At 61.4% G+C, this 24,101-nt stretch carries 22 protein-coding genes; 14 read left to right on the forward strand and 8 right to left on the reverse strand.

Features of this window, described 5'->3' with window-relative positions; all coding sequences use genetic code 11:
• Positions 1 to 60: 60 nt before the first annotated feature.
• The 10 genes from lgt (at position 61) to PP263_RS18720 (ending at position 8,649) form a co-directional block, all read left to right on the forward strand.
• On the forward strand, positions 61 to 885 hold the full coding sequence (lgt, locus tag PP263_RS18675) for a prolipoprotein diacylglyceryl transferase (RefSeq protein WP_308365425.1): 825 nt from the start codon (positions 61 to 63) through the stop codon (positions 883 to 885).
• On the forward strand, positions 885 to 1,718 hold the full coding sequence (locus PP263_RS18680; RefSeq protein ID WP_308365427.1) for a thymidylate synthase: 834 nt from the start codon (positions 885 to 887) through the stop codon (positions 1,716 to 1,718). The genes lgt and PP263_RS18680 overlap by 1 nt, the downstream gene beginning before the upstream one ends.
• Positions 1,718 to 2,230, forward strand: a complete 513-nt coding sequence (locus PP263_RS18685; protein WP_308365428.1) for a dihydrofolate reductase — start codon at positions 1,718 to 1,720, stop codon at positions 2,228 to 2,230. The genes PP263_RS18680 and PP263_RS18685 overlap by 1 nt, the downstream gene beginning before the upstream one ends.
• A 287-nt stretch (positions 2,231 to 2,517) precedes the next feature.
• Entirely contained in the window at positions 2,518 to 3,300 is a 783-nt protein-coding gene (locus tag PP263_RS18690; RefSeq protein ID WP_308365429.1) for a DUF3450 domain-containing protein, read from the forward strand.
• Positions 3,297 to 4,679: a MotA/TolQ/ExbB proton channel family protein gene (locus PP263_RS18695; RefSeq protein ID WP_308365430.1), complete on the forward strand. Its 1,383-nt coding sequence runs from the start codon at positions 3,297 to 3,299 to the stop codon at positions 4,677 to 4,679. Before PP263_RS18690 ends, PP263_RS18695 begins: the two co-directional genes overlap by 4 nt.
• A gap of 14 nt (positions 4,680 to 4,693) precedes the next feature.
• Entirely contained in the window at positions 4,694 to 5,221 is a 528-nt protein-coding gene (locus PP263_RS18700; protein WP_308365431.1) for a MotA/TolQ/ExbB proton channel family protein, read from the forward strand.
• 131 nt (positions 5,222 to 5,352) lie between these two features.
• Positions 5,353 to 5,754, forward strand: a complete 402-nt coding sequence (locus PP263_RS18705) for a biopolymer transporter ExbD (RefSeq protein WP_308365432.1) — start codon at positions 5,353 to 5,355, stop codon at positions 5,752 to 5,754.
• Between the two features lie 38 nt (positions 5,755 to 5,792).
• Positions 5,793 to 6,383, forward strand: a complete 591-nt coding sequence (locus PP263_RS18710; RefSeq protein WP_308365433.1) for an energy transducer TonB — start codon at positions 5,793 to 5,795, stop codon at positions 6,381 to 6,383.
• 12 nt (positions 6,384 to 6,395) lie between these two features.
• Positions 6,396 to 7,739 (forward strand): tetratricopeptide repeat protein, encoded by a 1,344-nt coding sequence (locus tag PP263_RS18715; protein ID WP_308365434.1) that lies wholly within the window; start codon positions 6,396 to 6,398, stop codon positions 7,737 to 7,739.
• A 268-nt stretch (positions 7,740 to 8,007) separates the two neighbouring features.
• Complete coding sequence (locus PP263_RS18720) at positions 8,008 to 8,649, forward strand: TonB family protein (protein ID WP_308365435.1); 642 nt, start codon at positions 8,008 to 8,010, stop codon at positions 8,647 to 8,649.
• 75 nt (positions 8,650 to 8,724) lie between these two features.
• On the opposite strand, the gene ilvD is transcribed toward PP263_RS18720, so the two are convergent.
• The 8 genes from ilvD to PP263_RS18760 form a co-directional block, all read right to left on the reverse strand.
• On the reverse strand, positions 8,725 to 10,563 hold the full coding sequence (ilvD, locus tag PP263_RS18725; RefSeq protein WP_308365436.1) for a dihydroxy-acid dehydratase: 1,839 nt from the start codon (positions 10,561 to 10,563) through the stop codon (positions 8,725 to 8,727).
• 98 nt (positions 10,564 to 10,661) lie between these two features.
• A complete protein-coding gene (gene argA, locus PP263_RS18730; RefSeq protein WP_308365437.1) occupies positions 10,662 to 12,014 on the reverse strand; it encodes an amino-acid N-acetyltransferase in 1,353 nt (450 codons plus the stop codon).
• Between the two features lie 141 nt (positions 12,015 to 12,155).
• The gene (argE, locus tag PP263_RS18735; protein WP_308365439.1) at positions 12,156 to 13,310 is read right to left on the reverse strand and encodes an acetylornithine deacetylase; all 1,155 of its coding nucleotides are present in this window, start codon (positions 13,308 to 13,310) and stop codon (positions 12,156 to 12,158) included.
• A 4-nt stretch (positions 13,311 to 13,314) separates the two neighbouring features.
• Positions 13,315 to 13,584, reverse strand: coding sequence for a hypothetical protein (locus PP263_RS18740; protein WP_308365441.1), 270 nt, complete (start codon positions 13,582 to 13,584; stop codon positions 13,315 to 13,317).
• A 1-nt stretch (position 13,585) separates the two neighbouring features.
• A complete protein-coding gene (locus PP263_RS18745) occupies positions 13,586 to 14,149 on the reverse strand; it encodes a hypothetical protein (protein ID WP_308365444.1) in 564 nt (187 codons plus the stop codon).
• 212 nt (positions 14,150 to 14,361) lie between these two features.
• On the reverse strand, positions 14,362 to 14,682 hold the full coding sequence (locus PP263_RS18750; RefSeq protein ID WP_308365446.1) for a PhzF family phenazine biosynthesis protein: 321 nt from the start codon (positions 14,680 to 14,682) through the stop codon (positions 14,362 to 14,364).
• 101 nt (positions 14,683 to 14,783) lie between these two features.
• The gene (locus PP263_RS18755; protein ID WP_308365448.1) at positions 14,784 to 16,058 is read right to left on the reverse strand and encodes an anion permease; all 1,275 of its coding nucleotides are present in this window, start codon (positions 16,056 to 16,058) and stop codon (positions 14,784 to 14,786) included.
• A 10-nt stretch (positions 16,059 to 16,068) separates the two neighbouring features.
• Positions 16,069 to 16,746, reverse strand: a complete 678-nt coding sequence (locus PP263_RS18760) for a TIGR00153 family protein (RefSeq protein WP_308365450.1) — start codon at positions 16,744 to 16,746, stop codon at positions 16,069 to 16,071.
• A gap of 226 nt (positions 16,747 to 16,972) precedes the next feature.
• Between PP263_RS18760 and PP263_RS18765 the strand changes: the two genes are divergently transcribed.
• The 4 genes from PP263_RS18765 to waaF all read left to right on the forward strand — a co-directional run bounded on the left by PP263_RS18765 (position 16,973) and on the right by waaF (position 24,099).
• A complete protein-coding gene (locus tag PP263_RS18765) occupies positions 16,973 to 18,745 on the forward strand; it encodes a GspE/PulE family protein (RefSeq protein ID WP_308365452.1) in 1,773 nt (590 codons plus the stop codon).
• A gap of 131 nt (positions 18,746 to 18,876) precedes the next feature.
• On the forward strand, positions 18,877 to 21,729 hold the full coding sequence (gene glnE, locus PP263_RS18770; protein WP_308365453.1) for a bifunctional [glutamate--ammonia ligase]-adenylyl-L-tyrosine phosphorylase/[glutamate--ammonia-ligase] adenylyltransferase: 2,853 nt from the start codon (positions 18,877 to 18,879) through the stop codon (positions 21,727 to 21,729).
• A 96-nt stretch (positions 21,730 to 21,825) separates the two neighbouring features.
• On the forward strand, positions 21,826 to 22,803 hold the full coding sequence (locus PP263_RS18775) for a branched-chain amino acid transaminase (RefSeq protein WP_308365454.1): 978 nt from the start codon (positions 21,826 to 21,828) through the stop codon (positions 22,801 to 22,803).
• A 252-nt stretch (positions 22,804 to 23,055) separates the two neighbouring features.
• Complete coding sequence (waaF, locus tag PP263_RS18780) at positions 23,056 to 24,099, forward strand: lipopolysaccharide heptosyltransferase II (protein WP_308365455.1); 1,044 nt, start codon at positions 23,056 to 23,058, stop codon at positions 24,097 to 24,099.
• Positions 24,100 to 24,101 lie beyond the last annotated feature (2 nt).

Here is a 24,101-nt window from a genome sequence, read left to right on the forward strand (position 1 = left end):
CGCTTTAACTGGTAAGATTTCGCTCATCTCAATGAGCTCGCGAACAACTGTGAAGTCCCAATGATCCCCTATCCCCAAATCGACCCGGTAGCCGTGGCCATAGGCCCGCTGAAAGTGCACTGGTACGGGCTGATGTATCTGGCCGGCTTTGCCACCGCCTGGTGGCTGGCACTGCGGCGCAGCCGCAAGCCCTGGTCGCCAGTAATCAAGTCGGAAGTGGAGGACCTGATTCTCTACTGCGCCATCGGCGTCGTGGTGGGTGGCCGGATCGGCTATATGCTCTTTTACAATTTCGGTGAACTGGCCTCCGATCCCCTGTCCCTGTTCCGCGTATGGGAGGGGGGCATGAGTTTCCACGGCGGCCTGATCGGGGTGATGCTGGCCGCCACTCTCTACGCGCGCAAGATCGGCACCACTTTCCCCGCATTGATCGACTTCGTGGCGCCACTGGTGCCCATCGGCCTGGGCCTCGGCCGACTCGGAAATTTTATCGGTCAGGAGCTGTGGGGCCGGCCCACGGACGTGCCCTGGGGTATGGTCTTCCCGCGGGACCCGGAGTTGCTGGTGCGCCACCCGTCGCAACTGTACCAGGCATTCCTGGAGGGTCTGGTGCTGTTTGTGGTGCTGTGGATCTACTCCAGCAAACCGCGCCCGCGCCTGGCGGTGGGCGGCCTGTTCGTGACTCTCTACGGCATCTTCCGTTTCGCGATGGAATTCGTGCGTGAGCCGGATGCTCATATCGGTTTCGACCTGTTCGGTTGGATGACCCGCGGCCAATTGCTCAGCTTGCCGATGATCGCCGCGGGCATCGCGCTGATGGTATGGAGCTACCGCACCCAGCCGCTTCCCGAAGGTCGGGGCCAGGCGAAAGGGGGCACACAGTAATGAAACAGTACCTGGACCTGATGCGCCATGTGCGTGACAGCGGCACCCGCAAGAGCGATCGCACCGGCACCGGAACCCTCAGCGTGTTTGGCTACCAGATGCGTTTCGACTTGTCTGAGGGCTTCCCACTGATCACCACCAAGAAGTGCCATCTGCGCTCGATTATTCACGAGCTGCTGTGGTTCCTGCGCGGTGATACCAATATCGACTATCTGCAAGAGAACGGTGTGCGTATCTGGGACGAATGGGCCACCGAGGAGGGAGACCTGGGGCCGGTATACGGTTGCCAGTGGCGCTCCTGGCCCACGCCGGACGGGCGCCGCATCGATCAGATCGCGCAGTTGCTGGAGCAGTTGAAGAGCCGCCCGGACTCCCGCCGCCTGCTGGTGAGCGCTTGGAATCCCGCCGATCTCCCGGACGAGGGAGTATCTCCTCGGGACAACGCCGCCGCCGGGCGCATGGCCCTGGCGCCCTGTCACGCCCTGTTCCAGTTCTATGTGGCGGATGGTCGGCTGTCCTGCCAGCTGTACCAGCGCAGCGCGGATATTTTCCTGGGGGTGCCCTTCAATATCGCCTCCTACAGCCTGCTTACCCTGATGCTGGCACAGGTGTGCGGCCTCAAGCCGGGCGAGTTTATCCACACGCTTGGCGATGCCCATCTCTACATGAACCACCAGGAACAGGTGGAGGAGCAACTGAGCCGCGAGCCGCTGCCGTTGCCGCAGATGCATCTCAATCCCGCAGTGACCGACCTGTTCGCGTTTCGTTTTGAGGACTTCGAACTGCGCGGCTACCAGGCCTATCCGCACATCCCGGCACCGGTGGCGGTGTAATGGCGGAAATCCCCATAGCCCTGATCGCCGCGGTGGCGCGTAACGGCGCGATCGGTCGCGATAACGGCCTGCCCTGGCGCCTGTCCGGCGACCTGCAATTTTTCAAGCGCACCACCCTGGGCAAACCTGTGGTGATGGGGCGCGTGACTTTCGAATCCATCGGGCGGCCGCTGCCTGGACGGGACAATATCGTGGTCAGTCGCAACCCCGAGTGGAATGCCCCAGGGGTACAGTCTGCGGCCTCCTTGGACGAAGCGCTGCAGCTGGCGCGGCAGTCCGCCGTTGCCAGTGATGCCGAAGAGGTAATGGTGATCGGTGGCGCGCAGATTTATCGCCAGACCCTGGCACAGGCGAAACGCGTCTATCTCACAGAAGTGGATGCGGAGGTGGAAGGAGACGCCTTCTTCCCCCCTTTAGGTGACCAGTGGCGGGAATCCAGTCGGGCGTGTTACCCGGCCTCGGAAAGGGATGAATATAACTACTGCTTAGTCCAGTACGACAGGTTGAAATAAAAACAGTTTGATTATTTTGTGATCATTCTGTTAAATTCCATCCCTGCTCGCGCAGCGAACGTCGCCGCAAATGTGTGCAGGAAACCCGGGAGTGTTACCCGGTTGTTACTTCGCTACACATGCGGGTCGATACTGTCAATCGACATTTGAATAATCAAATCGGCTGTTTACAATGTGCGGCTCTTAGCTGTCTTCAAACCAATGTTTTTAGAACAAAAGGACACCGCGTTGTGGCAGCTAACTCATCGCGACCATGTTGTGAAATATTGAACCCACTGGGGGGTCTAATGAAAACCAAGCGATTCATGGCTGTGGCGCTGACCACTGCGCTGTCTGCCGGCGCACTCTACGGCAGCGTAGCCACTGCGGATACACTCGACAACGTCCTCGCCGTAGGCCAGCAGAAGACCTCTGCGGCCCAGGCTTCGCAAAAGCGCATCGACAAGATCGCTGAGGAAACCACCAGCCTGCTGCAGGACTTCAAGGTGGTGAACAAGGAAATCGACGGCTTGCGCGTTTACAACCGCCAGCTGGAGAAGCAACTGGCCAACCAGTTGTCAGTGATCAAGGACCTGGAAGAGTCCATCGACAACGTCACCGTTATCGAACGTCAAATTCAGCCGCTGATCCTGCGTATGCTGGACGGCCTGGAACAGTTTATCGAACTGGACGCGCCCTTCATGCTGGAAGAGCGTCTGGCCAACCTCGAAGGCGTCAAGAGGAATATGGACCGCTCCGATATCACCGCCGCGGAGAAATTCCGCCAGGTGCTGGAGCTGTACAACTTTGAAGCCGAGTACGGTCGCAAGCTCAGCAGCTACGGCGATACCCTGAACGTGAACGGCCAGCAGCGCGAAGTGAACGTGCTGCAGATCGGCCGTATCGCCCTGCTGGCGCAGACCAAGGACTCCAAGATCACCATGGCCTACGACAAAGAGCAGAAGGGCTGGGTGGAAGTGGATTCCGGTGAATACCGCCGCGCCGTTATGCAGGGCCTGAAAATCGCCAAGCAGCAGGCCACTATCGATATCATGAACATGCCGATTCCGGCTCCGGAGGCAGCGCAATGAGAACCTCTATCGCCAAACGCGTCCTTTCATTAACAGCCGTATTCACAGCGGCTGGCCTGATCAGCGCTTCCGTCGTTGCCCAGGAAAAGGCCCAATCCCTGGACCAGCTGTTGCAGATGGTGCGGAACTCCAAGGTCGCCGAATCCAAAGAGCACCAGCAGCGCGAAGCGGAATTCCGTCGCCAGAAGGCCAACCAGCAGGCCCTGCTGACTCAGGCGAAAAACACCCGCGCGGCCGAAGAGGCCCGCTCCGCTCAGTTGGAGAAGAAGTACGAAGAGCAGGAACTGCTGGTTCAGCAGAAGCGTCAGCAACTGGAAGAGCGCATGGGCTCCCTGAAAGAGCTGTTCGGCCACCTGACCTCCACCGCCGGCGACCTGCGCGCCAACCTGAGCACCTCCCTGGTATCCGCCCAGTACCCCGGTCGCACCGAGTTTCTGGACCAGTTGATCGGCAAGATGGATTCCGCCACCAAGCTGCCGACCATCGAGGAGATCGAGCGCCTGTGGTACGAACTGCAGCGCGAGACTGTCGAGTCCGGCAAGGTGGTCAAGTTCACCGGCACCGTGATCAAGCCCGACGGCGAACAGGTCGAGCAGGAAGTCGTGCGCGTGGGTAACTTCAACCTGGTTTCCAACGGCAAGTACCTGGAACTGATCGACGGAAGCAAAATGGCCGAGCTGGTACGCCAGCCCAGCAGCAAATTCCAGAGCGAAGCTGCCAACCTGCAGGCTGCCACTTCCGGCTTTAATGCCTTCGGTGTCGACCCCACCGGCCCCACCGGCGGCTCCTACCTGAAGGCCATGATCAACAGCCCGAGCAACGTCGAGCGCTGGCATCAGGGCGGTATCGTGGGCTACATCATCACCGCGGTGGGTGCCTTTGCGATCCTGTTGGCCATCTGGCGCCTGATCGTGCTGTCCGGCATGAGTTCCAAGGTAAACGCTCAGTTGCGCTCTTCCTCTGCTAATACCAACAACCCGCTGGGCCGTGTGTTGGCGGTGGCGGAAGAGAACCGCGGTGTCGATGGCGAGACCCTGGAGCTGAAGATGGAAGAGGCGGTGCTGAAAGAGCGCCCGGCCATCGAGTCCGGCCTCAACCTGCTGAAGATTATCGCCATGGTGGCTCCGCTGCTGGGTCTGCTGGGTACCGTGACCGGTATGATCGTGACTTTCCAGGCGATCACCATCTTCGGTGCCGGCGACCCGAGAGCCATGGCAGATGGTATCTCCTCCGCATTGATGACCACCGTGTTGGGTCTGTGCGTGGCGATCCCTACCGTGCTGATGCACACCATCGTCAACGGCCGCGCCAAGCGCATCCTGCATATCCTGGATGAGCAGAGCACCGGTATCGTGGCGGAAAGCGCTGAGCGCAAATAAGAGGAGGCGGCAACATGCACGCATTGACTGACGCATGGGCCGCCGTCAACGCCTTTATGGCGTCGGGCGGGCCAGTACTGTTTTTGATCGCCGGCCTGACCTTCTTTATGTGGACGCTGATCTTCGAGCGGGTCTTCTACTTCAACAAGGGGTTGAAAGGTGACGTTCAGGGTGCGGTGGACCAGTGGGAAGGGCGCTCTGAGCGCAAATCCTGGGGCGCCCACCAGATCCGCCACGCGCTGATTTCCCGGGTATCCGAGAAGATCGGGGACAATCTGGACATGATTCAGGCCTGTGTGGCCCTGGCGCCCCTGTTCGGGCTGCTGGGCACGGTGTGGGGCATGATCAATGTGTTCGAGGTCCTCGCGATAACCGGCGGCGGTGATGCCAAGCAGATGGCCAGCGGTGTCTCCATGGCGACTATCCCGACAATGGCGGGCATGGTTGCGGCACTGTCCGGGGTATTTGCCAACACCTATATCAGCCGCAAGGCGGAGCGTGAGACCCAACTGCTGGAAGACCATCTGACGATGGATCACTAAGGCACACATAGGGCAAGTGGCCCGCCGAAAGTGCGCGCCTATTTGCCGTGAAGGTTTAGCCAAGCCAGAAACTTTTCCCGGGGTACTCCCTCGGGCGTGCCCCACCGGGAAAGTTCGCTAAGAGAGTTGCTATGAGCAGAAATCAAAAAACGGCAGAAGAAGAAGCGGGAGCGATCGACCTCACGCCCATGCTGGACGTGGTGTTTATCATGCTGATCTTCTTTATCGTCACCGCCACCTTTATCAAGGTTCCCGGTGTCGATGTGGTGAAGCCGGAAGCGACAACCGCTGACCTCAAGGCCGCCTCTATTCTGGTAGCGATTAACGAAAGCAACGAAATCTGGATTGCCAAGGAACACGTGGACGACCGCCTGGTGAAAATCACCCTGGAGCGTCTCTACGCACAAAACCCCAAGGGGTGGTTGGTAATTCAACCCGATAAGAAAGCGGATATCGAGAAGGTTGCCCTGATTGCGAATGCCGCCAGGGAAATCGGTATCGAGAAAGTATCGGTCGCGACAGAAAAGAGTTAACAGCTATGAATCCGGCAAGACTAGCAGGGGCGGGTACGTTGGCAATAGTCACGACTTTCGCCCTGATCTTCACCATGCATCAGTTGATTCAGGCAAATATGGGTACTCCCGAGGAGGAGGAACTGCTCAAGGTTGCCGATGTCGTGATGCCTGAACAGAAGATCGAAACCCAGTACGACACCCGTAAACCGGACAAGCCCGACGAGCCGGAGCAGCCGCCGCCGGAAATGCCGGAACCGGAGTACGATGAGCCGAACATGGACGACAGCATCAACATGTCTGCGCCCCGTGCGAGTGCGGACCTTAAGATCGGCGGTCTCGGTGGCGCCTTTAGCGAGGGCGACTACCTGCCCATCGTAAAGGTTCAGCCGCAGTATCCGCGTCGCGCCCTGCAGCGGGGTATCGAGGGCTACGTGATCGTCGAATACACGGTAACCACCAATGGCTCCGTGCGCGATCCGAAGGTGGTGGAAGCCTTTACCGCCGATGGTAACCCCACCACCATCTTCAACCGCGCGGCGATGAAATCGGCGCTGAAGTACAAGTACAAGCCGCGGGTCGTGGACGGCCAGGCGGTGGAAGTGCCCGGTGTGAAGACCAAGATCAGCTTCAACATGGCCAAGAACTAATAGGGGACGCATATGAATATGACGACCATGACGAAAGGGCTGTCCAAATTCGTCCTGCGCACGTCCGTGGCGCTGCCCCTGGTACTTGCACCGGCGGTGAGCGTCACGGTGTTGGAAGCGGCGGGCCTCTCCGCCTCTTTCGCCCAGGTTGAGGCGCAGAGCGAACAGAAAACGCGCAAGGTCCCGGCGATGCGGGAAAACGTGTTCAAAAAACTGGGCAAGGTGCAGGAAGCCGCCGATGCGCAGAACTGGAATGGAGCTCTGGCGGCGCTGAAAGAGATGGAGGCCGGCAAGGACAAGTACAACGGCTATGAAATAGCGCAGATGTACTACTTCTACGGTTTTGTCTACTACAGCATGGAACGCTATCCGCAGGCGATCAGCTACTACAAGAAGGTGCTGCAGCAGGGGGCCGAAAACCTGCCAGTGGCGCTGGAAGTGGGTACGCTGCTGACCATTGCGCAGCTGAATTTCGTCACAGAGAACTACGATCAGGCACTGGTTTATTACAACAAGTGGTTCGCCGTCGCTAGTCCGGAGCAGATCACCGCGGATTCCTACGCCCAGCGCTCCCAAGTCTATTACCAGAAAGGCGATGAGGATAATGCGCTATCGGACGTCAACACCGCCGTGTCGATGTACGAGAAAGAGGGCAAGGTACCCAAGGAGAACTGGTTCGGCCTGCAGCGCTACCTTTACTACGAGAAGAACGACTACAAGAAAGTTGCCGGTATTCTCGAGAAGCTGGTCAAGCACTACCCCAAAGGCGAGTATTACAAGCAACTGGCGGGTATGTACGGTGAGCTGAAGCGCGAGAAAGATCAGCTGCACATGATGGAGGCGGCTTATATCGCCGGCGCCCTGCAAAAAGAGAAGGAGCTGTTGAACATGGCCTATCTCTTTATGGGGCACGATATGCCCTACAAGGGCGCCAAGGTGATCGACAAGGGGATCAAGGAGAAGAAGATCGAGCGCACCTCCAAGAATCTGGAAGTCCTGGCCCAGGCGTACCAGATGGCCCAGGAGTTGCAGAAGTCGATCCCGAATATGGAAGCCGCGGCCAAGTTGTCCGACAAAGGCGAGCTCTATTCCCGTCTGGCCGGTATTTACCTGGACCTGGACAAGAACGAGCAGGCTGTCAGGATGGGCGATCAGGCGCTGAAGAAGGGTGGCGTCAAGCGCCCGGGCCAATTGTACATCGTGCTGGGTATGGCTAATGCCAACCTGAAGAAGTACGACGATGCGCTCAGCAACCTCAAGAAGGCCCTGAAAGACGACCACTCAAAGAGGTTCGCCGAGCAGTGGATTTCCTATGTCGAGGCCGAGAAGGAGCGCGAGGAGCGGCTGGCCATTTAATAATTGCCACTTTCCTTCTCAAAGGCCGCACAGTGATGTGCGGCCTTTTTTGTGTGCGGTACCCGGAAACACGGAGCTCCAGCTCCATAACGGGCCGAAAGGCCCGCCGATGACCAATCCAGACTGATTAATTATTGAGCTTGCGACTGAGAATAGTTTGCAACTCTATTTAATTCTGCTATTAATAGAGACAGCTGATCAGCTTTTTCCAACGCCGGCGGCTTCGGCCGTCGATTCCAACACCCTAAGAATAATCAGGAGAGGTGTTATGGATAGAGCTTATCCTCAACAAAATCCCTTCGCTTTTTTTGTCGTTGCCTCGACTTACAGCCGCAGCCTCGGTTTGGCCGCGATCAGTACCCTGGCGCTGCTATTTATTATGAGCCACCTGATCGCGACCGAATATAAGGAGCCGGTGGAAGACGATCTCCCTTCAATTAAACCTGTCCATCTTGTTGAGCCAGAGCCGACGGTTATCAAAGCGGAACCGCCGCAGCCGCCCCAGGCGGTGCCACCCCACCCGGTGACCACCACCATTGAAACCAAGGTCAATCCGGTTTTAGTACCGCCAGTAATTGCGCCGCCGAGGCCGCAGGGTGAAGGAACGGAGGTAATCGTCTCCCGGGATCCTGTACCGATATTCAAGCCGGCAGCCCGATACCCTTCAGTGGCGCTACGCCGCGGAATCGAAGGCTATGTAGTGGTGGAATTCACCATAACCAAAAGCGGCAGTGTGCGGGACCCACGGGCAGTGGCTGGTTACGACAGCGAGGGGAGGTTGACAGATGTCTTCAACCGCTCCGCCGTCGCCGCGGCGGCCAGGTTCAAGTACCAGCCGCAATTGGAGGACGGTGTGCCGGTGGAGCGCCACGGCGTGCGCAACCGGATTCGGTATCGGATAGCGGACTGAATGGGTCACGCGGTGCGCACGGCGCACCCTACAGAGTTGCCGTAGGGTGCGCCGCGCGCACCGCGTCTATTGGAGTTAATCGATCTCGCGCACCGCACCCTTGTCGGCACTGGTGGCCAGTAGGGCGTAGGCTTTCAATGCCTTGCTCACCTTGCGTGGGCGCTGTTCAACCGGTTTCCAGGCCGAATCTCCTTTGGCGGTCATTGCCTCGCGGCGCCGCTGCAACTCCGCCTCCGGAATATCCACTTCGATGGTGCGCGCGGGGATATCAATACGAATGGTATCGCCGTCCTCCACCAGACCGATGGCACCGCCGCCTGCCGCTTCCGGAGACACGTGGCCGATGGACAGGCCGGAAGTGCCGCCGGAAAAGCGGCCGTCGGTAATCAGCGCGCAGGACTTGCCCAGCCCTTTGGATTTCAGGTAGCTGGTCGGATAGAGCATCTCCTGCATACCAGGTCCACCCTTGGGCCCCTCATAGCGCACAATCACCGCTTCGCCGGGTTTCACCTTGCCGTCGAGAATATTCTGCACGGCGGCTTCCTGGCTCTCGACGATATGCGCCGGGCCCTGGAACTGCCACAGCTCCTCCTCCACGCCGGAGGTCTTTACCACGCAGCCGTCCGGCGCCAGGTTGCCGAACAGTACCGCCAGGCCGCCCTCTGCGGAATAGGCGTGTTCTACGGAGCGGATGCAGCCGTTCTCGCGGTCGCCGTCCAGGCTCGACCAGCGGCAATCCTGGCTGAAGGCGGTTTGGGTGGGGATGCCCGCGGGGCCGGCGCGGAAGAAGTCGTGTACCGCCTTATCGTCGGTGCGGCGGATATCCCATTGCGCCAGCGCTTCGGTAAAAGAACTGCAGTACACCGTGGGCAGGGTCGCATCCAGAAGCCCGGCCGCCTCCAGTTCGCCGAGAATCGACATAACCCCGCCGGCCCGGTGCACATCCTCGATATGGTATTTCTGCGTGTTCGGCGCCACCTTGCACAGCTGAGGAATCTTGCGCGACAGCCGGTCGATATCCGCGAGCGTGAAGTCCACCTCGCCCTCCTGCGCCGCGGCGAGGAGGTGCAGGATGGTATTGGTGGAGCCCCCCATGGCGATATCCAGGGCCATGGCGTTGGCGAAGGCGCCGCGATTGGCGATGTTGCGCGGCAGCGCGCTGTCGTCGTCCCCTTCGTAGTAGCGTTTGGCCAGGGCGACGATTTCCCGCCCCGCGCGCAGGAACAGTTCCCGGCGGTCCGCGTGAGTGGCCAGCAGGGTGCCGTTGCCCGGCAGCGACAGGCCCAGGGCCTCAGTCAGGCAGTTCATGGAGTTGGCGGTGAACATGCCGGAGCAGGAGCCGCAGGTGGGGCAGGCGGAGCGCTCGTACTCCGCCACTGTCTCGTCGGAGGCGGAGTCGGTGGCGGCGATCACCATGGCGTCCACCAGGTCCAGCTTGTGCTCCGCCAGCTTGGTCTTGCCCGCCTCCATGGGACCACCGGAGACGAAGATGACGGGAATATTCAGCCGCAGCGCGGCCATCAACATTCCCGGGGTGATCTTGTCGCAGTTGGAGATGCACACCAGCGCGTCGGCGCAGTGGGCATTCACCATATATTCCACCGAGTCGGCGATAATCTCGCGGCTGGGCAGGCTGTAGAGCATGCCGTCGTGACCCATGGCGATACCGTCGTCCACCGCGATGGTGTTGAACTCCTTGGCCACTCCACCGGCTTTCTCGATCTCCCGCGCCACCAACTGGCCCATATCCTTCAGGTGCACGTGACCGGGCACGAACTGCGTGAAGGAGTTGGCCACCGCAATAATCGGCTTGTTGTTGAAGTCGTCGTCCTTCATACCGGTGGCGCGCCACAGGGCACGGGCGCCGGCCATATTGCGGCCGAAAGTGGAGGTGCGGGAGCGGTACTGGGGCATAGAGTCTGTGTCCGGCTGTACGAAATGGGGCGACAGCTTAGCAAAAAAAGACAGCTTTTAGGATAACTTGGCGGAAGTCCAACCGGTACTCCTTTTGACTAGGACGCTTGTCCTTTCTTTTCCGGCTGAGAGAGAGATTGTTGCGCGGAAAGCCGTTTCCGCAGAACACGGGAGTTGCGCTGTATGTTGTAGAGCGACTGGCGCGCCGCGGGCAGGTCCTGCACCGCCACCTGGAAGAAGCCCTGTTCGATAAACCAGTGCTCCGCCTGGGTGGTCAGCACATAGAGTTCCTCCAGCCCCAGCACCCCCGCCTGCCGTTCCAGGTGGTGCAGCAGCTTGGCGCCGCGGCCACCACCGCGAAAGTCCGGGTGGATGGCCACACAGGCGATCTCCGCGGCCACTGTCTCGCCCGATTCATCCTGTATCGGGTAGAGCGCCGCACAGGCCACGGGGGTGCCGTCCACTTCCACCAGCGTGAAGTGGTCGATTTCCGCCTCGAGTTTTTCCCGCGAGCGGCGCACCAGGATGCCCTGTTTCTCCAGCGGGCGGATAAGACCGAGAATGCCACCCACGTCGGTGATGCGCGCGCGGCGTACCACCTCATAGGTATCGCGGTAGATCATGGTGCCGGCACCCTCGCGGCGGAAGAGTTCCTGCAGCAGTGCCCCGTTGTCCGCATAGCTCAGCAGGTGGGTCCGCGGTGTCCCCGCGTTGCAGGCGCGGATGGCGCAATGCAGGGTTTCGCTATCCACCTGATCGGCCAGTTGTTCGGCCTGCACGATGCTGAGTTCGTACACCGCCTCGCCGTTGACCAGCAGTTGGGGTGCGTCGCGGTACAGGATGAGCTTTTCCGCCCGCAGTGCCTTGGCGGCCTCGGCGGCCAGGTCGAGGTAGTTCAGGTTGAACAACTCGCCGGTCAGCGAAGTGCCGAGCGGCGAGAGCAGCACCAGTGCCCCCTGCTCCAGGGCGCGATCGATGGTATTCACTTCCATGCGCCGCACCTGGCCAGTCCAGCGCAGGTCGGTGCCGTCCAGCACGCCGATGGGGCGCGCGGTGACGAAATTGCCGGAAATCACCTTGAGTGCAGAGCGCGCCATGGGGGAATCCGGCAGCCCCTGGGAAAAAGCCGCCTCGATATCGAACCGCAGCCTGCCCACCGCGGCCTTGATCACCTCCAGCGTCTCCCGGTCGGTGATCCGGGTGTTGCCGTAAAACCGGTTCTCGATCCCGTGTTCGGCCAGGGCGCGATTGACCTGGACGCGCGCGCCGTGCACTACCACCAGGCGCACACCGAGACTGACCAGCAATGTCAGGTCGTGCACCAGATCGCGAAAATTGGCGTGTTCCAGTGCATCGCCGGGAATGGCAACCACCAGGGTGCGGCCGCGCAGGTCATTGATATAGGGCGCGGCGTGGCGGAACCAGTTCAGGGAGGCGCTGTTGTCGCTCACGAATGCGTATTCCGTGTGTTAAAGAAATATTGTGGGAATATACCGTATTTTGGGACCGCGCAGTTTTTCCCTGTAGGAGCGGGCCATGCCCGCGATCGGCGCCGAACAATAGCTGAGGCCGATCGCGGGCATGGCCCGCTCCTACAGGCAGAACTTCGCAATCAACCCGCGCAGTATCTCCACCATCGGTGCGATCCGCTCCTGCCCCAGGTACTCGTCCGGCTGGTGCGCCTGGTCGATATCCCCCGGGCCCAGCACGATGGTTTCGATCCCCATGCTTTTGAAATAGGGTGCCTCGGTGCCAAAGGCCACGCTTTCCGCGCTGTGGCCGGTGAGCGTCTCCGCTACCTTCACCAGCTGCGAGCCGGGATCCTGCTCGAAAGCCTCGGTGCCCAGAAACAGCGGCGCGTACTCCAACTGGATTTTTTCGTCGTGGATACATCCGTGCAGTCGCTTGTCCAGTTCTGCGCGCAAGTCCGCCAGTGGCATACCCGGCAACGGGCGCACGTCGAACTGCAATTCGGTGTAGCCGCAGATGCGGTTGGGATTGTCGCCGCCGTGGATGCAACCCAGGTTCATCGTCGGCACCGGCACTGCAAAACCGGGGTTGCGGTAGCGCTGCTGCCACTCGCTGCGCAGTGTCAACAGCTCACTGATGGCCCTGTGCATGGCCTCCAGAGCGCTGGCGCCCAGCGACGGATCGGAGGAGTGGCCGGAGCGGCCGGTGATACGCACCGCTTCCATCATCACGCCCTTGTGCATGCGGATGGGCTTCAGTCCGGTGGGCTCGCCCACCACCGCGTAGCGGGCCCGCGGCCGACTAGCCTTTACCAGGGCGCGGGCACCGGCCATGGAGGTTTCCTCATCGGCGGTGGCGAGAATAATCAGCGGTTGCTGCAGCGGTTTGCCGATAAAGGATTTGGCCGCTTCGATGGCGATGGGAAAGAAGCCCTTCATATCGGTGCTGCCCAGGCCGTAGAAGCGGTTGTCCTTTTCCCGGAGTTCGAAGGGGTCCGTCTGCCAGCGGCCCTCGTCATAGGGAACCGTATCGGTGTGGCCAGCCAGTACCAGGCCGCCGTCACCCTTCCCCAGCGTGGCGATCATATTGACCTTGTCCGCCTGGCCCGGGAGCGGCATCAGTTCCACCGAAAAGCCCAGGGTTTCCAGCCAGGCCGCGAGCAGCTCCACCACCCCGCGGTTACCCATGTCCAGTTTGGGGTCGGTGGCGCTGACACTGGGGCAGGCCACCAGCTGCTGCAACTGTTGTTTCAGGTCCGGTACCGCGGAATTACCCATAGCTCTAATCTTCGGAACCCTCTTCTGGGCCGCCCTTATGAACCTTGAAGTTCTTGCGGCGTTCCTCCGGCGTGTACTCTTCCAGCTCGTGCGGGAATTGCTCGGCATCGGTTTTGTACAGGCTATCTGCATCACCACAAATTACGCCACCGGTCTCAAAGTCGGCGGGCTTGTAATTCTCGCCAAATAACTTTCTTGAGGTTTCCGCGCTCTTTTTTCTGAGCCACTCCTCAAACTCTGGCGAATCTATTGGTGGGCGGTCATTGTCTTTCATTTCAGAAATCCATAAAGCAAAAATTGCCGCGCTCATCAAACGAGAAACCCGGCTTACTCAGGTAGTGATTTCTCACCGCCTCATTTACAGGATTCACAATCCGTATCTGAGCTGCCCCGATAGATTGAGCATAGTTGATACCCGCGTTAATACAGATATCAGTAATCAGGCCGTCAAGAGGGGTTCCCAAAGGATGCGACTCGATATAATCCAGCCTGAGCTTATCCCCGCTCCAAGTAGGGCGTCCAATACTCGCACCGCTCAAGTTCAGCTCCCGAAACCAGATCGACAGCTCAAACCTCTTCGGGTGCGCTCTGTATTTCTTTGTCACCTCCTCCCAATCCCAAGCCACACGTCGCAACCCGGCTGTTTCCCAGCTCTTGAGTTTCCTTTGTGCCTCAAGCGTAAAGCCATCAAGGGAAACGTTGTCCCTGAGAATGGCCTCGCCTAACCGATTTCTCATTACCGGAGGTAAAGTCTCATACGCGAGCTTCCTCGATAGAAAGCGCAAACCCTCATATTTGCTCTTGACTTCCTTGTAGGTTGGTTTCAAATGTGCGGCCACGTTATTTCTCCCTAAATGTCGACATGGCCACAAATTCTAATTGGTTATGAGTGGCAGCACTGTAGAATTAGGTGCCAGATTCTTCGTGACGGTTGTATACAATCTCGGTAGCCAATAAAAAAGGAAGCACAAAACGCTTCCCCTTTTTATCAGAACGGCCGGAGACACCCCTCCCGCCCTGGAGAGTTCTTCGCGAGATTATAAACAGATCCTTACAGAGTTATCTGACCGCGCAGATAGGTCAATGCCCTGCCGCGCATCAACACCCGGTCCCCGACAAGCTCACATTCCAGTTCACCGCCGCGCGGGGAAATTTGCCGCGCAGTGAATCGCATCCTGTCCAGCTTTGCCGCCCAATAGGGTGTAAGCAGTGTATGCGCGGAGCCGGTGACGGGGTCCTCGTCGATACCGATCGCGGGGAAAGAAGCGGCTGACAAAGTCGCAGTCGAAGCCGTCTCCCCGGGCGGTACAGATGACGCCCTGATACGGCAGCGCGGCGGGATTGCCGCCGAACAGTTGCGAAGCGAAGGCATCGGCCTGGTAAATGGGCAATTGCAAGGGAATTTCCTTATGGAAATAAAAAGGGGAGGCGTCAGGACGCCTCCCCTTTTTAGCAGTTATATATATCCGACTGCTAGCCGAACACGCCCTTGAAGAAGAAGAAAAACAGAATTGCGATACCGGCACCAGCGGGCAGGGTGACCACCCAGGAGACGGCGATGGTGCTGATCATGCGCAGGTTCAGTGCGCCGATACCGCGGGCCAGCCCCACGCCCAGCACCGCGCCCACCAGGGTGTGGGTGGTGGAGATGGGCAGACCGGTACCGGAGGCCAGCACCACGGTGGAGGCGGCGCCCAACTCGGCGGCAAAGCCGCGGCTCGGCGTCAGCTCGGTGATCTTGCGGCCGATGGTGGCCATCACCTTGAAGCCGTAGGTGGCCAGGCCCACCACGATACCGGCGCCCCCCAGCAGCAGTATCCACGAGGGCATGGTGGCCTTGGCCACCACCGCGCCACTCTGCACCGTATTGACCACTGCAGCCAACGGGCCCACGGCGTTGGCCACATCGTTGGAGCCGTGGGCGAAGGCCATGGCACAGGCGGTAAAGATCATCAGGATGGCGAAGACCCGCTCCACATTGGCAAAGCGGTTCTCCCGCTCGCGGGCCGGATCGCGCTTGATGCGCTTCAGCATGGCCACACCGATACCCATCACCAGCAGACCCACCAGCGCGGCAATGCCGGCATCCTGCAAAAAAGACAACTCGATTTGGGCGTCTTTCAATACGTGCTTCAACCCCTTGGTCAAAGTCACCATGGCGATCATCCAGCCCACCGCGAACATGTAGAAGGGGATATAGCGCTTGGCGTTGGCGAAGGGGTCCTCGGTATTGAGGATCAGTCGCTGCACACTGCGGAAGAGCAAAAACGCAATGGTGCCGGCGAGCAGCGGCGACACCACCCAACTGGCCACGATACTGCCCACCTTGCCCCAGGCCACCGCGTCCGCGGAGATGCCCACCGCGGAGAAGCCGACGATGGCGCCGACGATGGAGTGGGTGGTGGACACTGGCCAGCCGAGGATGCTGGCGATCAACAGCCAGGTACCGGCGGCGAGCAACGCCGAGAGCATGCCGTACACCAGCAGTTCGGGCTGATCGGTGAAGACATCCGGAGCGATGATGCCCTTGCGGATGGTGGCGGTGACCTCGCCGCCGGCCAGGTAGGCGCCGGCGAACTCGAAGATCATGGCGATCAGGATCGCCTGTTTGATGGTCAGCGCGCGGGAACCCACCGAGGTTCCCATGGCGTTGGCCACGTCGTTGGCGCCGACCCCCCAGGCCATAAAGAAACCGAATACGCAGGCCAGGATCAACAGCACAGTGCCGTATTGAGTAAGAATTTCCACAGTAAGCCCCCTAGCGTGCCAATAACAACTGCAAACGGTTACCCACGCTGTGGGCTCGGTCGGCCAGGTCGCCGATCCAATCGATCACCCGGTAGAGGAAGATTACATCCACCGGCGGTAGTTCTTTTTCGATTTTGAACAGCGCCGCGCGCACTTCCACTTCCAGTTTGTCGGACTTGCGCTCCAGTTCGTCCAACTCCTCGGTCATGCGCTGGGCGATATCCACTTCGCGCCCGGCAAAGCCGGATTCCAATAACTCGTCCAGCTCGTTGATGGCGAGCAGGGCCTGGGCGGAAGCGGCTACGGCGCTGTCGACGAAGGTCTTCATCAGCGGCTGCAACTGTTGCGGAATCTCCATCTTGCGGCCGGTGGCCAGCCCGGCGATATCCTGGGCGGTGTTGGCCACTTCATCCTGGGCGTGCAGCAGCTCCAGCAGATCCGAGCGGGAAACCGGCATAAACAGGCTGTCCGGCAGGTGCAGGCGCAGGTCTTTCTTGATGTCGTCAGCGCGGTTCTCGCTGGCGGAGATACGCCGCTGGACCTGCTCGGCGGTGGCCAGGTCACCCTGCATCAAGGCTTCGAAGAAGGGGACCAGGTCCGCCGAGGCCTCGTGGGCCGTGGCCATATGCTCCTTGATCGGCTTGATCGGCGAGCGGCCAAACAGGCTGGCGATATTGGACAGGGGCATGGGGTGCTCCTTTGCTCTCTGGCGCAAATGGGCGGCATGGTACCGCAACTTGTCGGAAGGGGGTTAATAACCCGCATTTGCCCATAAATCTCCCCCCGTACGCGCGGGTGATCCCGCAGCCACCTGGTGGCGAAAGTTTGTGCACAATGCGCGTTAACGGTGCACTGTCACCGGGTTCCGATAGAGCTACAATGCGCGGTCGGACAATGGAAGAATGGGTTTCCTTATGGTAGGCAAAGTTGCGGACAGGTTACTGGATTTGCGGGGATTGCTGGAGGACCTGGTATCCCAGGGCTATATCAACCGGCAGGATGCCAACCGGCTGATCGGCACCCCGCGCACCGCTGAACAGGCGCAAATGCACCCGCTCAGCTATATCGCCAGCTGTGAACTGGAGAACCGCAAGCGCCCGGGCAAGGTACTGGACGACGGGACCCTCACCCAGTGGCTGGCGGACTCCTCCTCCCACGGCCTCTACCATATCGACCCGCTCAAGGTGAATGTGGCCGCAGTCACCGAGGTGATGAGCTTCCAGTTTGCCAAGCGCCACCAGATCCTCTGTGTGGAGGCCACCAAGGACATGCTGTTGGTGGCCACGGCGCAGCCCTATACCAGCGGTTGGGAAGAACAACTGGAACACACCAGCGGTCGGACGGTGCAGCGGGTAGTCGCCAGCCCGGCGGATATCCAGCGCTACTGTGTGGAGTTCTACTCCCTGGCCAGTTCCATCTCCGGGGCCAGCGGCCTCAAGGGCAGCTCCGGTGCCGGCAATTTCGAGCAGCTGCTGGAGCTGGGCAAGCTCAAGGACCCGGACGCCGACGACCAGCACATCGTCAATATCGTCGACTGGCTGCTGCAGCACGCCTTCGATCAGCGCGCCAGTGATATCCATATCGAACCCCGGCGGGAGATGGCGCGCATCCGCTTCCGCATCGACGGCGTGCTGCACCCGATCCACGAACTGCCGGACCAGGTCAATGCCGCGGTCACCAGCCGCCTGAAAATTCTCGGGCGCATGAATGTGGCGGAGAAGCGCAAGCCCCAGGACGGCCGCATCAAGACCAAACGCCCCGACGGCAGCGAAGTGGAACTGCGCCTCTCCACCCTGCCCACCGCTTTCGGTGAAAAACTGGTGATGCGGATCTTCGACCCGGAAGTGCTGGCGCGCTCCTACAGCGACCTGGGCCTGGGCGGCGACGACCTGGCTCGCTGGCATACCATGCTCGGCCGCCCCAACGGTATAGTCCTGGTCACCGGCCCCACCGGCTCCGGCAAGACCACCACTCTGTACACCGGTCTCAAGCAGCTGGCCACCAGCGAAGTGAATGTCTCCACCATCGAGGACCCTATCGAGATGGTGGAGGAGAGCTTCAACCAGACCCAGGTGCACCACGCCATCGGCCTCGACTTCGCCGCCGGCATCCGCACCCTGATGCGCCAGGACCCGGACATTATCATGGTGGGCGAGATCCGCGACCTGGAAACCGCGCAGATGGCGGTGCAGGCGGCGCTCACCGGCCACCTGGTGATCTCCACCCTGCACACCAACGACGCCCCCACCGCGGTCACCCGTTTGCTGGACCTGGGGCTGCCGCACTACCTGCTGAAATCCACGGTGCTGGGGGTGATGGCCCAGCGGCTGGTGCGCACCCTGTGTCCCGCATGCAAGCGCAAGGACAAGGTCAGCGAGGAGGACTGGCAGGCGCTGGTGCGCCCCTGGAAGGCGCCGCTGCCCGAGGTGGTCTACCGTCCCGAGGGCTGCCTGGAGTGCCGCAATACCGGTTACCGCGGGCGCCAGGGCATCTACGAGATACTGCCGTTCAGCGAATCCATCCAGGCCCTGGTCACGCCCGACTGCGACCTGCAGCAGCTGCGCCGGCAGGGTATGCGCGAGGGCATGAACAGCCTGCGCCTGTCCGGCGCCAAGAAGGTTGCCGCAGGTCTCACCACCGTGGCGGAAGTCCTGCGCGTGGCGCCGCCGCCGGATATCGCGTTTTAATTTCCCGGGCTCCGCACGTGGGCCACAGGCCACTCTCCCCTCTCCCGCTTGCGGGAGAGGGGCCGGGGGAGAGGGTACGGGCCGCAGGCCCGCCCGTAGGAGCGGCCGCTGGCCGCGATAGGACACCGCCAATGCCACTATTCGAAACCTGCCCATCGCAATTCAGCCCGCAACTCGATGACCAGTGGCACCACTGGCGAGAATCCGCGGGCGAAGAACTCACCGCAAAGGCCGAATCCCTGTTGCAGGACAAATCCCTGCAACTGGATTTGGCGCGCAGCTTTATCGGCTCGGACTTCTTTTTCCAGCAGTGCTGCCGCACTCCCGAACTGCTGCCCGATTTGCTGCAGAGCGAAGACCTGGGCCTGGACACCTCCGCGCTGGAAAATATCGACAGCGAGGAAGCCCTCGACCGCGAGCTGCGCCGCCTGCGCAACCGCGCCATCGCCGAGGTGATCTGGCGGGATTTCGCCGGCCAGTGGGATATTCCCCGGGTTTGCACCCGCCTCAGCGATCTGGCGGAAACCTGTATTCAAACCGCGCTGGACTGGCATCACCGCGAACTGGCCGGCCGCTACGGCGAGCCGCGGGACGACAGCGGCAACCCCCAATCCCTGGTGGTGCTGGGCATGGGCAAACTGGGTGCCCGCGAGTTGAACCTGTCTTCGGATATCGACCTGATCTTCGCCTACCGCTCGCCGGGCCACACCGACGGCGAGCAATCCCTGGAAAACCAGAAATTCTTCCAACGCCTGGGCCAGCGGCTGATCAAATCCCTGGACGCCATCACCGCCGACGGTTTTGTGTTCCGCGTGGACATGCGCCTGCGCCCCTACGGCGACAGCGGCCCGCTGGTGAGCCACTTCGCCGCCCTGGAGGACTACTACCAGACCCAGGGGCGCGAATGGGAGCGCTACGCCATGGTCAAGGCGCGCCCGGTGGCTGGCAGCGGGGCCGACGCCGCCGAACTGATGGAGCTGCTGCGCCCCTTCACCTACCGCCGCTATATCGACTTCAGCGCAATAGATGCGCTGCGCGAAATGAAATCGCTGATCCAGCGCCAGGTGCGCGCCCGCAGCCTCGGTGACAATATCAAGCTGGGCAGAGGGGGAATCCGCGAAGTCGAATTTATCGTCCAATCCTTTCAACTGATCCGCGGCGGCCGCGAGCCGGCCCTGCGCGAGCGCAACCTGCTCAAACTGCTGCCGCTGCTGGAGAGCGACGGCCACCTGAAGCCGGGCGCCGCCGACCAACTGGCGGTGGCCTACCTGCTGCTGCGCAAGGTCGAGCACGCACTGCAGGCGGAGCGCGACCGGCAGACCCAGGCCCTGCCGGCGGAGAGCGAGCGCCGCGAACGGCTGGCTTTTGCCCTCGGTTACGACAACTGGGAGCAGTTACTCGGCGAACTGGCCGAGCGGCGCGGGGTGATCGAGCGGGAGTTCGACACAGTGATCGCGCCGCCGGAGGAGATCGCCGAACCCAGTGCGGCGGAGGAGTGGGAGAGCCTGTGGGCCGGCTGCGGCAGTGAGACCCTGGAAGCGGTTAACCTGCGCACCCTGGGCGAAGCGGGCTTCGCCCCCGCACCGGTGGCATTGAAGTTGCTGGCGGAACTGCGCGGCGAGCGCAGTGTTTCCGCCTTGCCCAGTACCGCGCGCGCGCGCCTGGACCAGTTTATCCCCCTTTTACTGGCGGCCGCCGCACAGGAGGAAAATTCACTGCTGGCCCTCGAACGGGTATTGCCGCTGGTGCGCTCGGTACTGCGCCGCAGCGCCTATTTGGTGCTGATCAACGAAAATCCCCCGGTACTGAACCAGTTGCTGAGCCTGTGTTGCGCCAGCCCTCGCATCGCCGAGCAGTTGGCCCGCCACCCGATACTGCTGGACGAACTGCTGGATTCCCGCCGTCTGCTGGCACCCGCCTCCCGGGAGGATATCGCCGACGAACTGCGCCGGGAAATGCTGCGCCTGGACCCCGGCGACCTGGAGGTGCAGATGGAGGCCCTGCGCCACTTCAAACAGAGCCAGAGCCTGCGCATCGCCGCCCAGGAGGTGAACGGCACACTGCCGCTGATGAAAGTGAGCGACTCGCTCACCTGGTTGGCGGAAGCGATACTGCAGCAATCACTGCAGATGGCCTGGCGGCAGATGCTGGAAAAATACGGCGCACCTGCGGGCAGCTCCAACGGGGATATGCGCTTCGCCATCGTCGCCTACGGCAAGCTGGGCGGCCTGGAGCTGGGCCACGGCTCGGACCTGGATATCGTCTTCGTGCACGATGCCGACCCGCAAAAGAGCACCGACGGCGCCGTCAGCATCGACAACTTGAGCTTCTACACCCGGCTGGCCCAGCGGCTGATCCACATCCTGCAGACCCGCACCCTCAGTGGCCCCCTGTACGAGGTGGATACGCGCCTGCGCCCCTCCGGAAACTCCGGCCTGCTGGTGACCTCCCTGGCCGCGTTCGAAAAATACCAGCGCGAGAGCGCCTGGACCTGGGAGCACCAGGCGCTGGTGCGCGCCCGCCCGGTGGCGGGCAGCCCGCGCCTCTGCGCCGGGTTTGAACAGCTGCGCCTGGATCTGCTGTGCCAACCCCGGGACGAGAAGAAATTGCGCGGCGAAGTGGTCGCCATGCGCGATAAGATGCGCGCGCACCTGGATAAGAGCAACGGCGGAACTTTCGACCTCAAGCAGGGCCCCGGCGGTATTGTCGACATCGAATTTATGGTTCAATATGCAGCGCTGGCCTGGGCGCGGAAAGCGCCGTCGATTGTGCGGTACACCGACAATATCCGCATACTCGAAAGCCTCACCGAGGCGGGCCTGATGCCGGCCCACCAAGCCGCGCATCTGATCGACGCCTACAAAGCCTACCGATCCGAAGGTCATCGCCTGGCGCTACAACAATTGCCGGGAGCTGTTGCCGGTGACCACTTCAAAGCGGAAAGAAAGACCGTGCAAACAAGCTGGCGGCAGCTGCTCGGTTGAGCCCCGCCTAAACTGTTTTTACCGGAATTCCCCTTGTAGGAGCGGGCATGGCCCGCTCCTACAGGCACTAGATAGCTAGATCTGTAGGAGCTTCCCATGTCTTTTGCCGACCGCGACGGCACCATCTGGTTCGATGGCGAATTGATCCCCTGGCGCGATGCCCGGGTGCACGTGCTCACTCACACACTGCACTATGGCATGGGAGTCTTTGAAGGCGTGCGGGCCTATCAAACAAAACCCGCCGCAGGCGCTCAGACCGAAAGTACCACCAGTATCTTCCGCCTGCAGGATCACACCCGGCGACTGTTCCGCTCCGCCAAAATCATGAATATCCCCATGCCCTACGACGCGGAACAGCTGAACGAGGCCCAGCGCCTGGTGGTGCGCGAGAACAAACTGCACGAGGCCTACCTGCGACCGATGGTGTTCTACGGCTCCGAGGGCATGGGCCTGCGCGCCGATCAACTGCAGGCTCACGTGATCATCGCCGCCTGGGAGTGGCCCAGCTACATGAGTCCGGAAGCGCGGGAACTGGGGATCAAGGTGAACACCTCCTCCTACACCCGCCACCACGTGAATATCAGCATGTGCAAGGCCAAGGCCAACGGCAACTACATCAACTCCATGCTGGCGCTGCAGGAAGCGATCCGCAACGGCTGCGAGGAGGCCCTGCTGCTGGACCCAGAGGGCTATGTGGCCGAGGGCAGCGGTGAGAATATCTTTATCGTCAGCGACGGCGTCCTCTACACCCCGGAACTCACCTCCTGCCTCGATGGAATCACCCGCAACTCGGTGATCGAACTGGCCAGGGAGTGCGGCTACCAGGTGGTGGAAAAACGCATCACCCGCGACGAAGTCTATATCGCCGATGAGGCCTTCTTCACCGGCACTGCCGCCGAAGTGCTGCCCATCCGCATGCTCGACGGCCGCTCTATCGGCGCGGGCCGCCGCGGCCCGATAACCAAGCGGCTGCAGCAGCTGTATTTCGACGTAGTGCAGGGCAAGAGCCAGTCGCACTTGGGCTGGCTGACCGATGTGGCCGATCCGGACCTGGAGCTGGCGGCCAACTCTTAAATTTGACGGCGCCCCGGGAACGCGGAGCTCCAGCTCCGCTTGCGGCCGCAAGGCCGCCCCCATGATCGTGCTCCGACGGGCCTGCGGCCCGTTGCGGAGCTGGAGCTCCGCGGTCCCGGGGCGGGACTCGGAGCGAGCCTGCGAACGCAAAGCGAAGGCCCTACCGTTCCAACTAAAAGCACAGATCCTCAGAATTTTGCCCCTACCTCCCTCTTCTCATAAAATCCCCGGTTTCACCCGCCGGAGCCGCATTTGAATCCCACCCCGGAAACACTCCCCCAGCAGATACTGGTCGTCGGCCCTTCCTGGGTGGGCGATATGGTGATGGCGCAAACCCTGTTCAAGCTGCTCAAGAGCGAGCGCCCGGGCTGTGCCATCGACGTGCTGGCGCCGGCCTGGAGTCGCCCGCTGCTGGAGCGGATGCCGGAAGTGCGCGCCGCGGTGGACATGCCCCTGGGCCACGGTAAATTGGGTCTGGGCGAGCGCCGGCGCCTGGGCAAAGCCCTGCGGTCTCGGGGTTATCGGCAGGCGATACTGCTGCCCAACTCACTCAAATCCGCGCTGGTGCCCTGGTTCGCCGGCATTCCCCGGCGCACCGGCTGGCGCGGCGAGATGCGTTACGGTCTGCTCAACGACCTGCGCGTGCTGGACAAAGACCGCTACCCGTTGATGATCCAGCGCTTCGCCGCCCTGGGGCTGGAAAAGAGTGCAGCACTGCCGCAGCAACTGCCCTACCCGAAACTGGAAGTGGGCACCGATGCCGCCGAACTGCGCGGCCGCCTCTCCCTGGATGCACAGCGCCCGGTGCTGGCCCTCTGCCCCGGCGCCGAATTTGGTCCCTCCAAACGCTGGCCGGAACAGCACTACGCCGCCGTGGCCGAAGAGCGGATCGGCCGCGGCTGGCAGGTGTGGCTGATGGGCTCCGCCAACGACCGCGCCGTCTGCGAACAGATCGTCGAGCGGCTGCCCGAGGAGGCCCGGCAATGGGCCTTCAACCTCGCCGGCGAAACCAACCTGGCCCAGGCAATCGACCTTTTGGCCGAAGCCGACGGAGTGGTGAGCAACGACTCCGGGCTGATGCACGTGGCCGCCGCCCTGGGCCGGCCGCTGGTGGCGGTGTACGGTTCCACCTCCCCGGGTTTCACCCCGCCGCTGGGGGAACGGGTCAGGGTGGTGTCCATTGAGGTAGAATGTGGCCCCTGTTTTCAACGCGAATGTCCCCTGGGGCACCACAAATGCATGACCCAACTGATGCCGGATCGCGTTGTCTCTGCCCTCGACCAATTGGCCACCTGATT

This window comes from Microbulbifer sp. TB1203 (assembly GCF_030997045.1).
Taxonomy (GTDB): domain Bacteria; phylum Pseudomonadota; class Gammaproteobacteria; order Pseudomonadales; family Cellvibrionaceae; genus Microbulbifer.

Coding starts and splice junctions, on each gene's coding strand:
- PP263_RS18720 (WP_308365435.1), top strand. CDS start 8,008: ATGGATAGAGCTTATCCTCAACAAAATCCCTTCGCTTTTTTTGTCGTT.
- PP263_RS18750 (WP_308365446.1), bottom strand. CDS start 14,682: ATGCCTTCGCTTCGCAACTGTTCGGCGGCAATCCCGCCGCGCTGCCGT.
- PP263_RS18705 (WP_308365432.1), top strand. CDS start 5,353: ATGAGCAGAAATCAAAAAACGGCAGAAGAAGAAGCGGGAGCGATCGAC.
- PP263_RS18740 (WP_308365441.1), bottom strand. CDS start 13,584: ATGAAAGACAATGACCGCCCACCAATAGATTCGCCAGAGTTTGAGGAG.
- PP263_RS18700 (WP_308365431.1), top strand. CDS start 4,694: ATGCACGCATTGACTGACGCATGGGCCGCCGTCAACGCCTTTATGGCG.
- ilvD (WP_308365436.1), bottom strand. CDS start 10,563: ATGCCCCAGTACCGCTCCCGCACCTCCACTTTCGGCCGCAATATGGCC.
- PP263_RS18695 (WP_308365430.1), top strand. CDS start 3,297: ATGAGAACCTCTATCGCCAAACGCGTCCTTTCATTAACAGCCGTATTC.
- lgt (WP_308365425.1), top strand. CDS start 61: ATGATCCCCTATCCCCAAATCGACCCGGTAGCCGTGGCCATAGGCCCG.
- glnE (WP_308365453.1), top strand. CDS start 18,877: ATGCCACTATTCGAAACCTGCCCATCGCAATTCAGCCCGCAACTCGAT.
- PP263_RS18685 (WP_308365428.1), top strand. CDS start 1,718: ATGGCGGAAATCCCCATAGCCCTGATCGCCGCGGTGGCGCGTAACGGC.
- PP263_RS18715 (WP_308365434.1), top strand. CDS start 6,396: ATGAATATGACGACCATGACGAAAGGGCTGTCCAAATTCGTCCTGCGC.
- PP263_RS18760 (WP_308365450.1), bottom strand. CDS start 16,746: ATGCCCCTGTCCAATATCGCCAGCCTGTTTGGCCGCTCGCCGATCAAG.
- PP263_RS18680 (WP_308365427.1), top strand. CDS start 885: ATGAAACAGTACCTGGACCTGATGCGCCATGTGCGTGACAGCGGCACC.
- PP263_RS18690 (WP_308365429.1), top strand. CDS start 2,518: ATGAAAACCAAGCGATTCATGGCTGTGGCGCTGACCACTGCGCTGTCT.
- PP263_RS18775 (WP_308365454.1), top strand. CDS start 21,826: ATGTCTTTTGCCGACCGCGACGGCACCATCTGGTTCGATGGCGAATTG.
- PP263_RS18765 (WP_308365452.1), top strand. CDS start 16,973: ATGGTAGGCAAAGTTGCGGACAGGTTACTGGATTTGCGGGGATTGCTG.
- argE (WP_308365439.1), bottom strand. CDS start 13,310: ATGGGTAATTCCGCGGTACCGGACCTGAAACAACAGTTGCAGCAGCTG.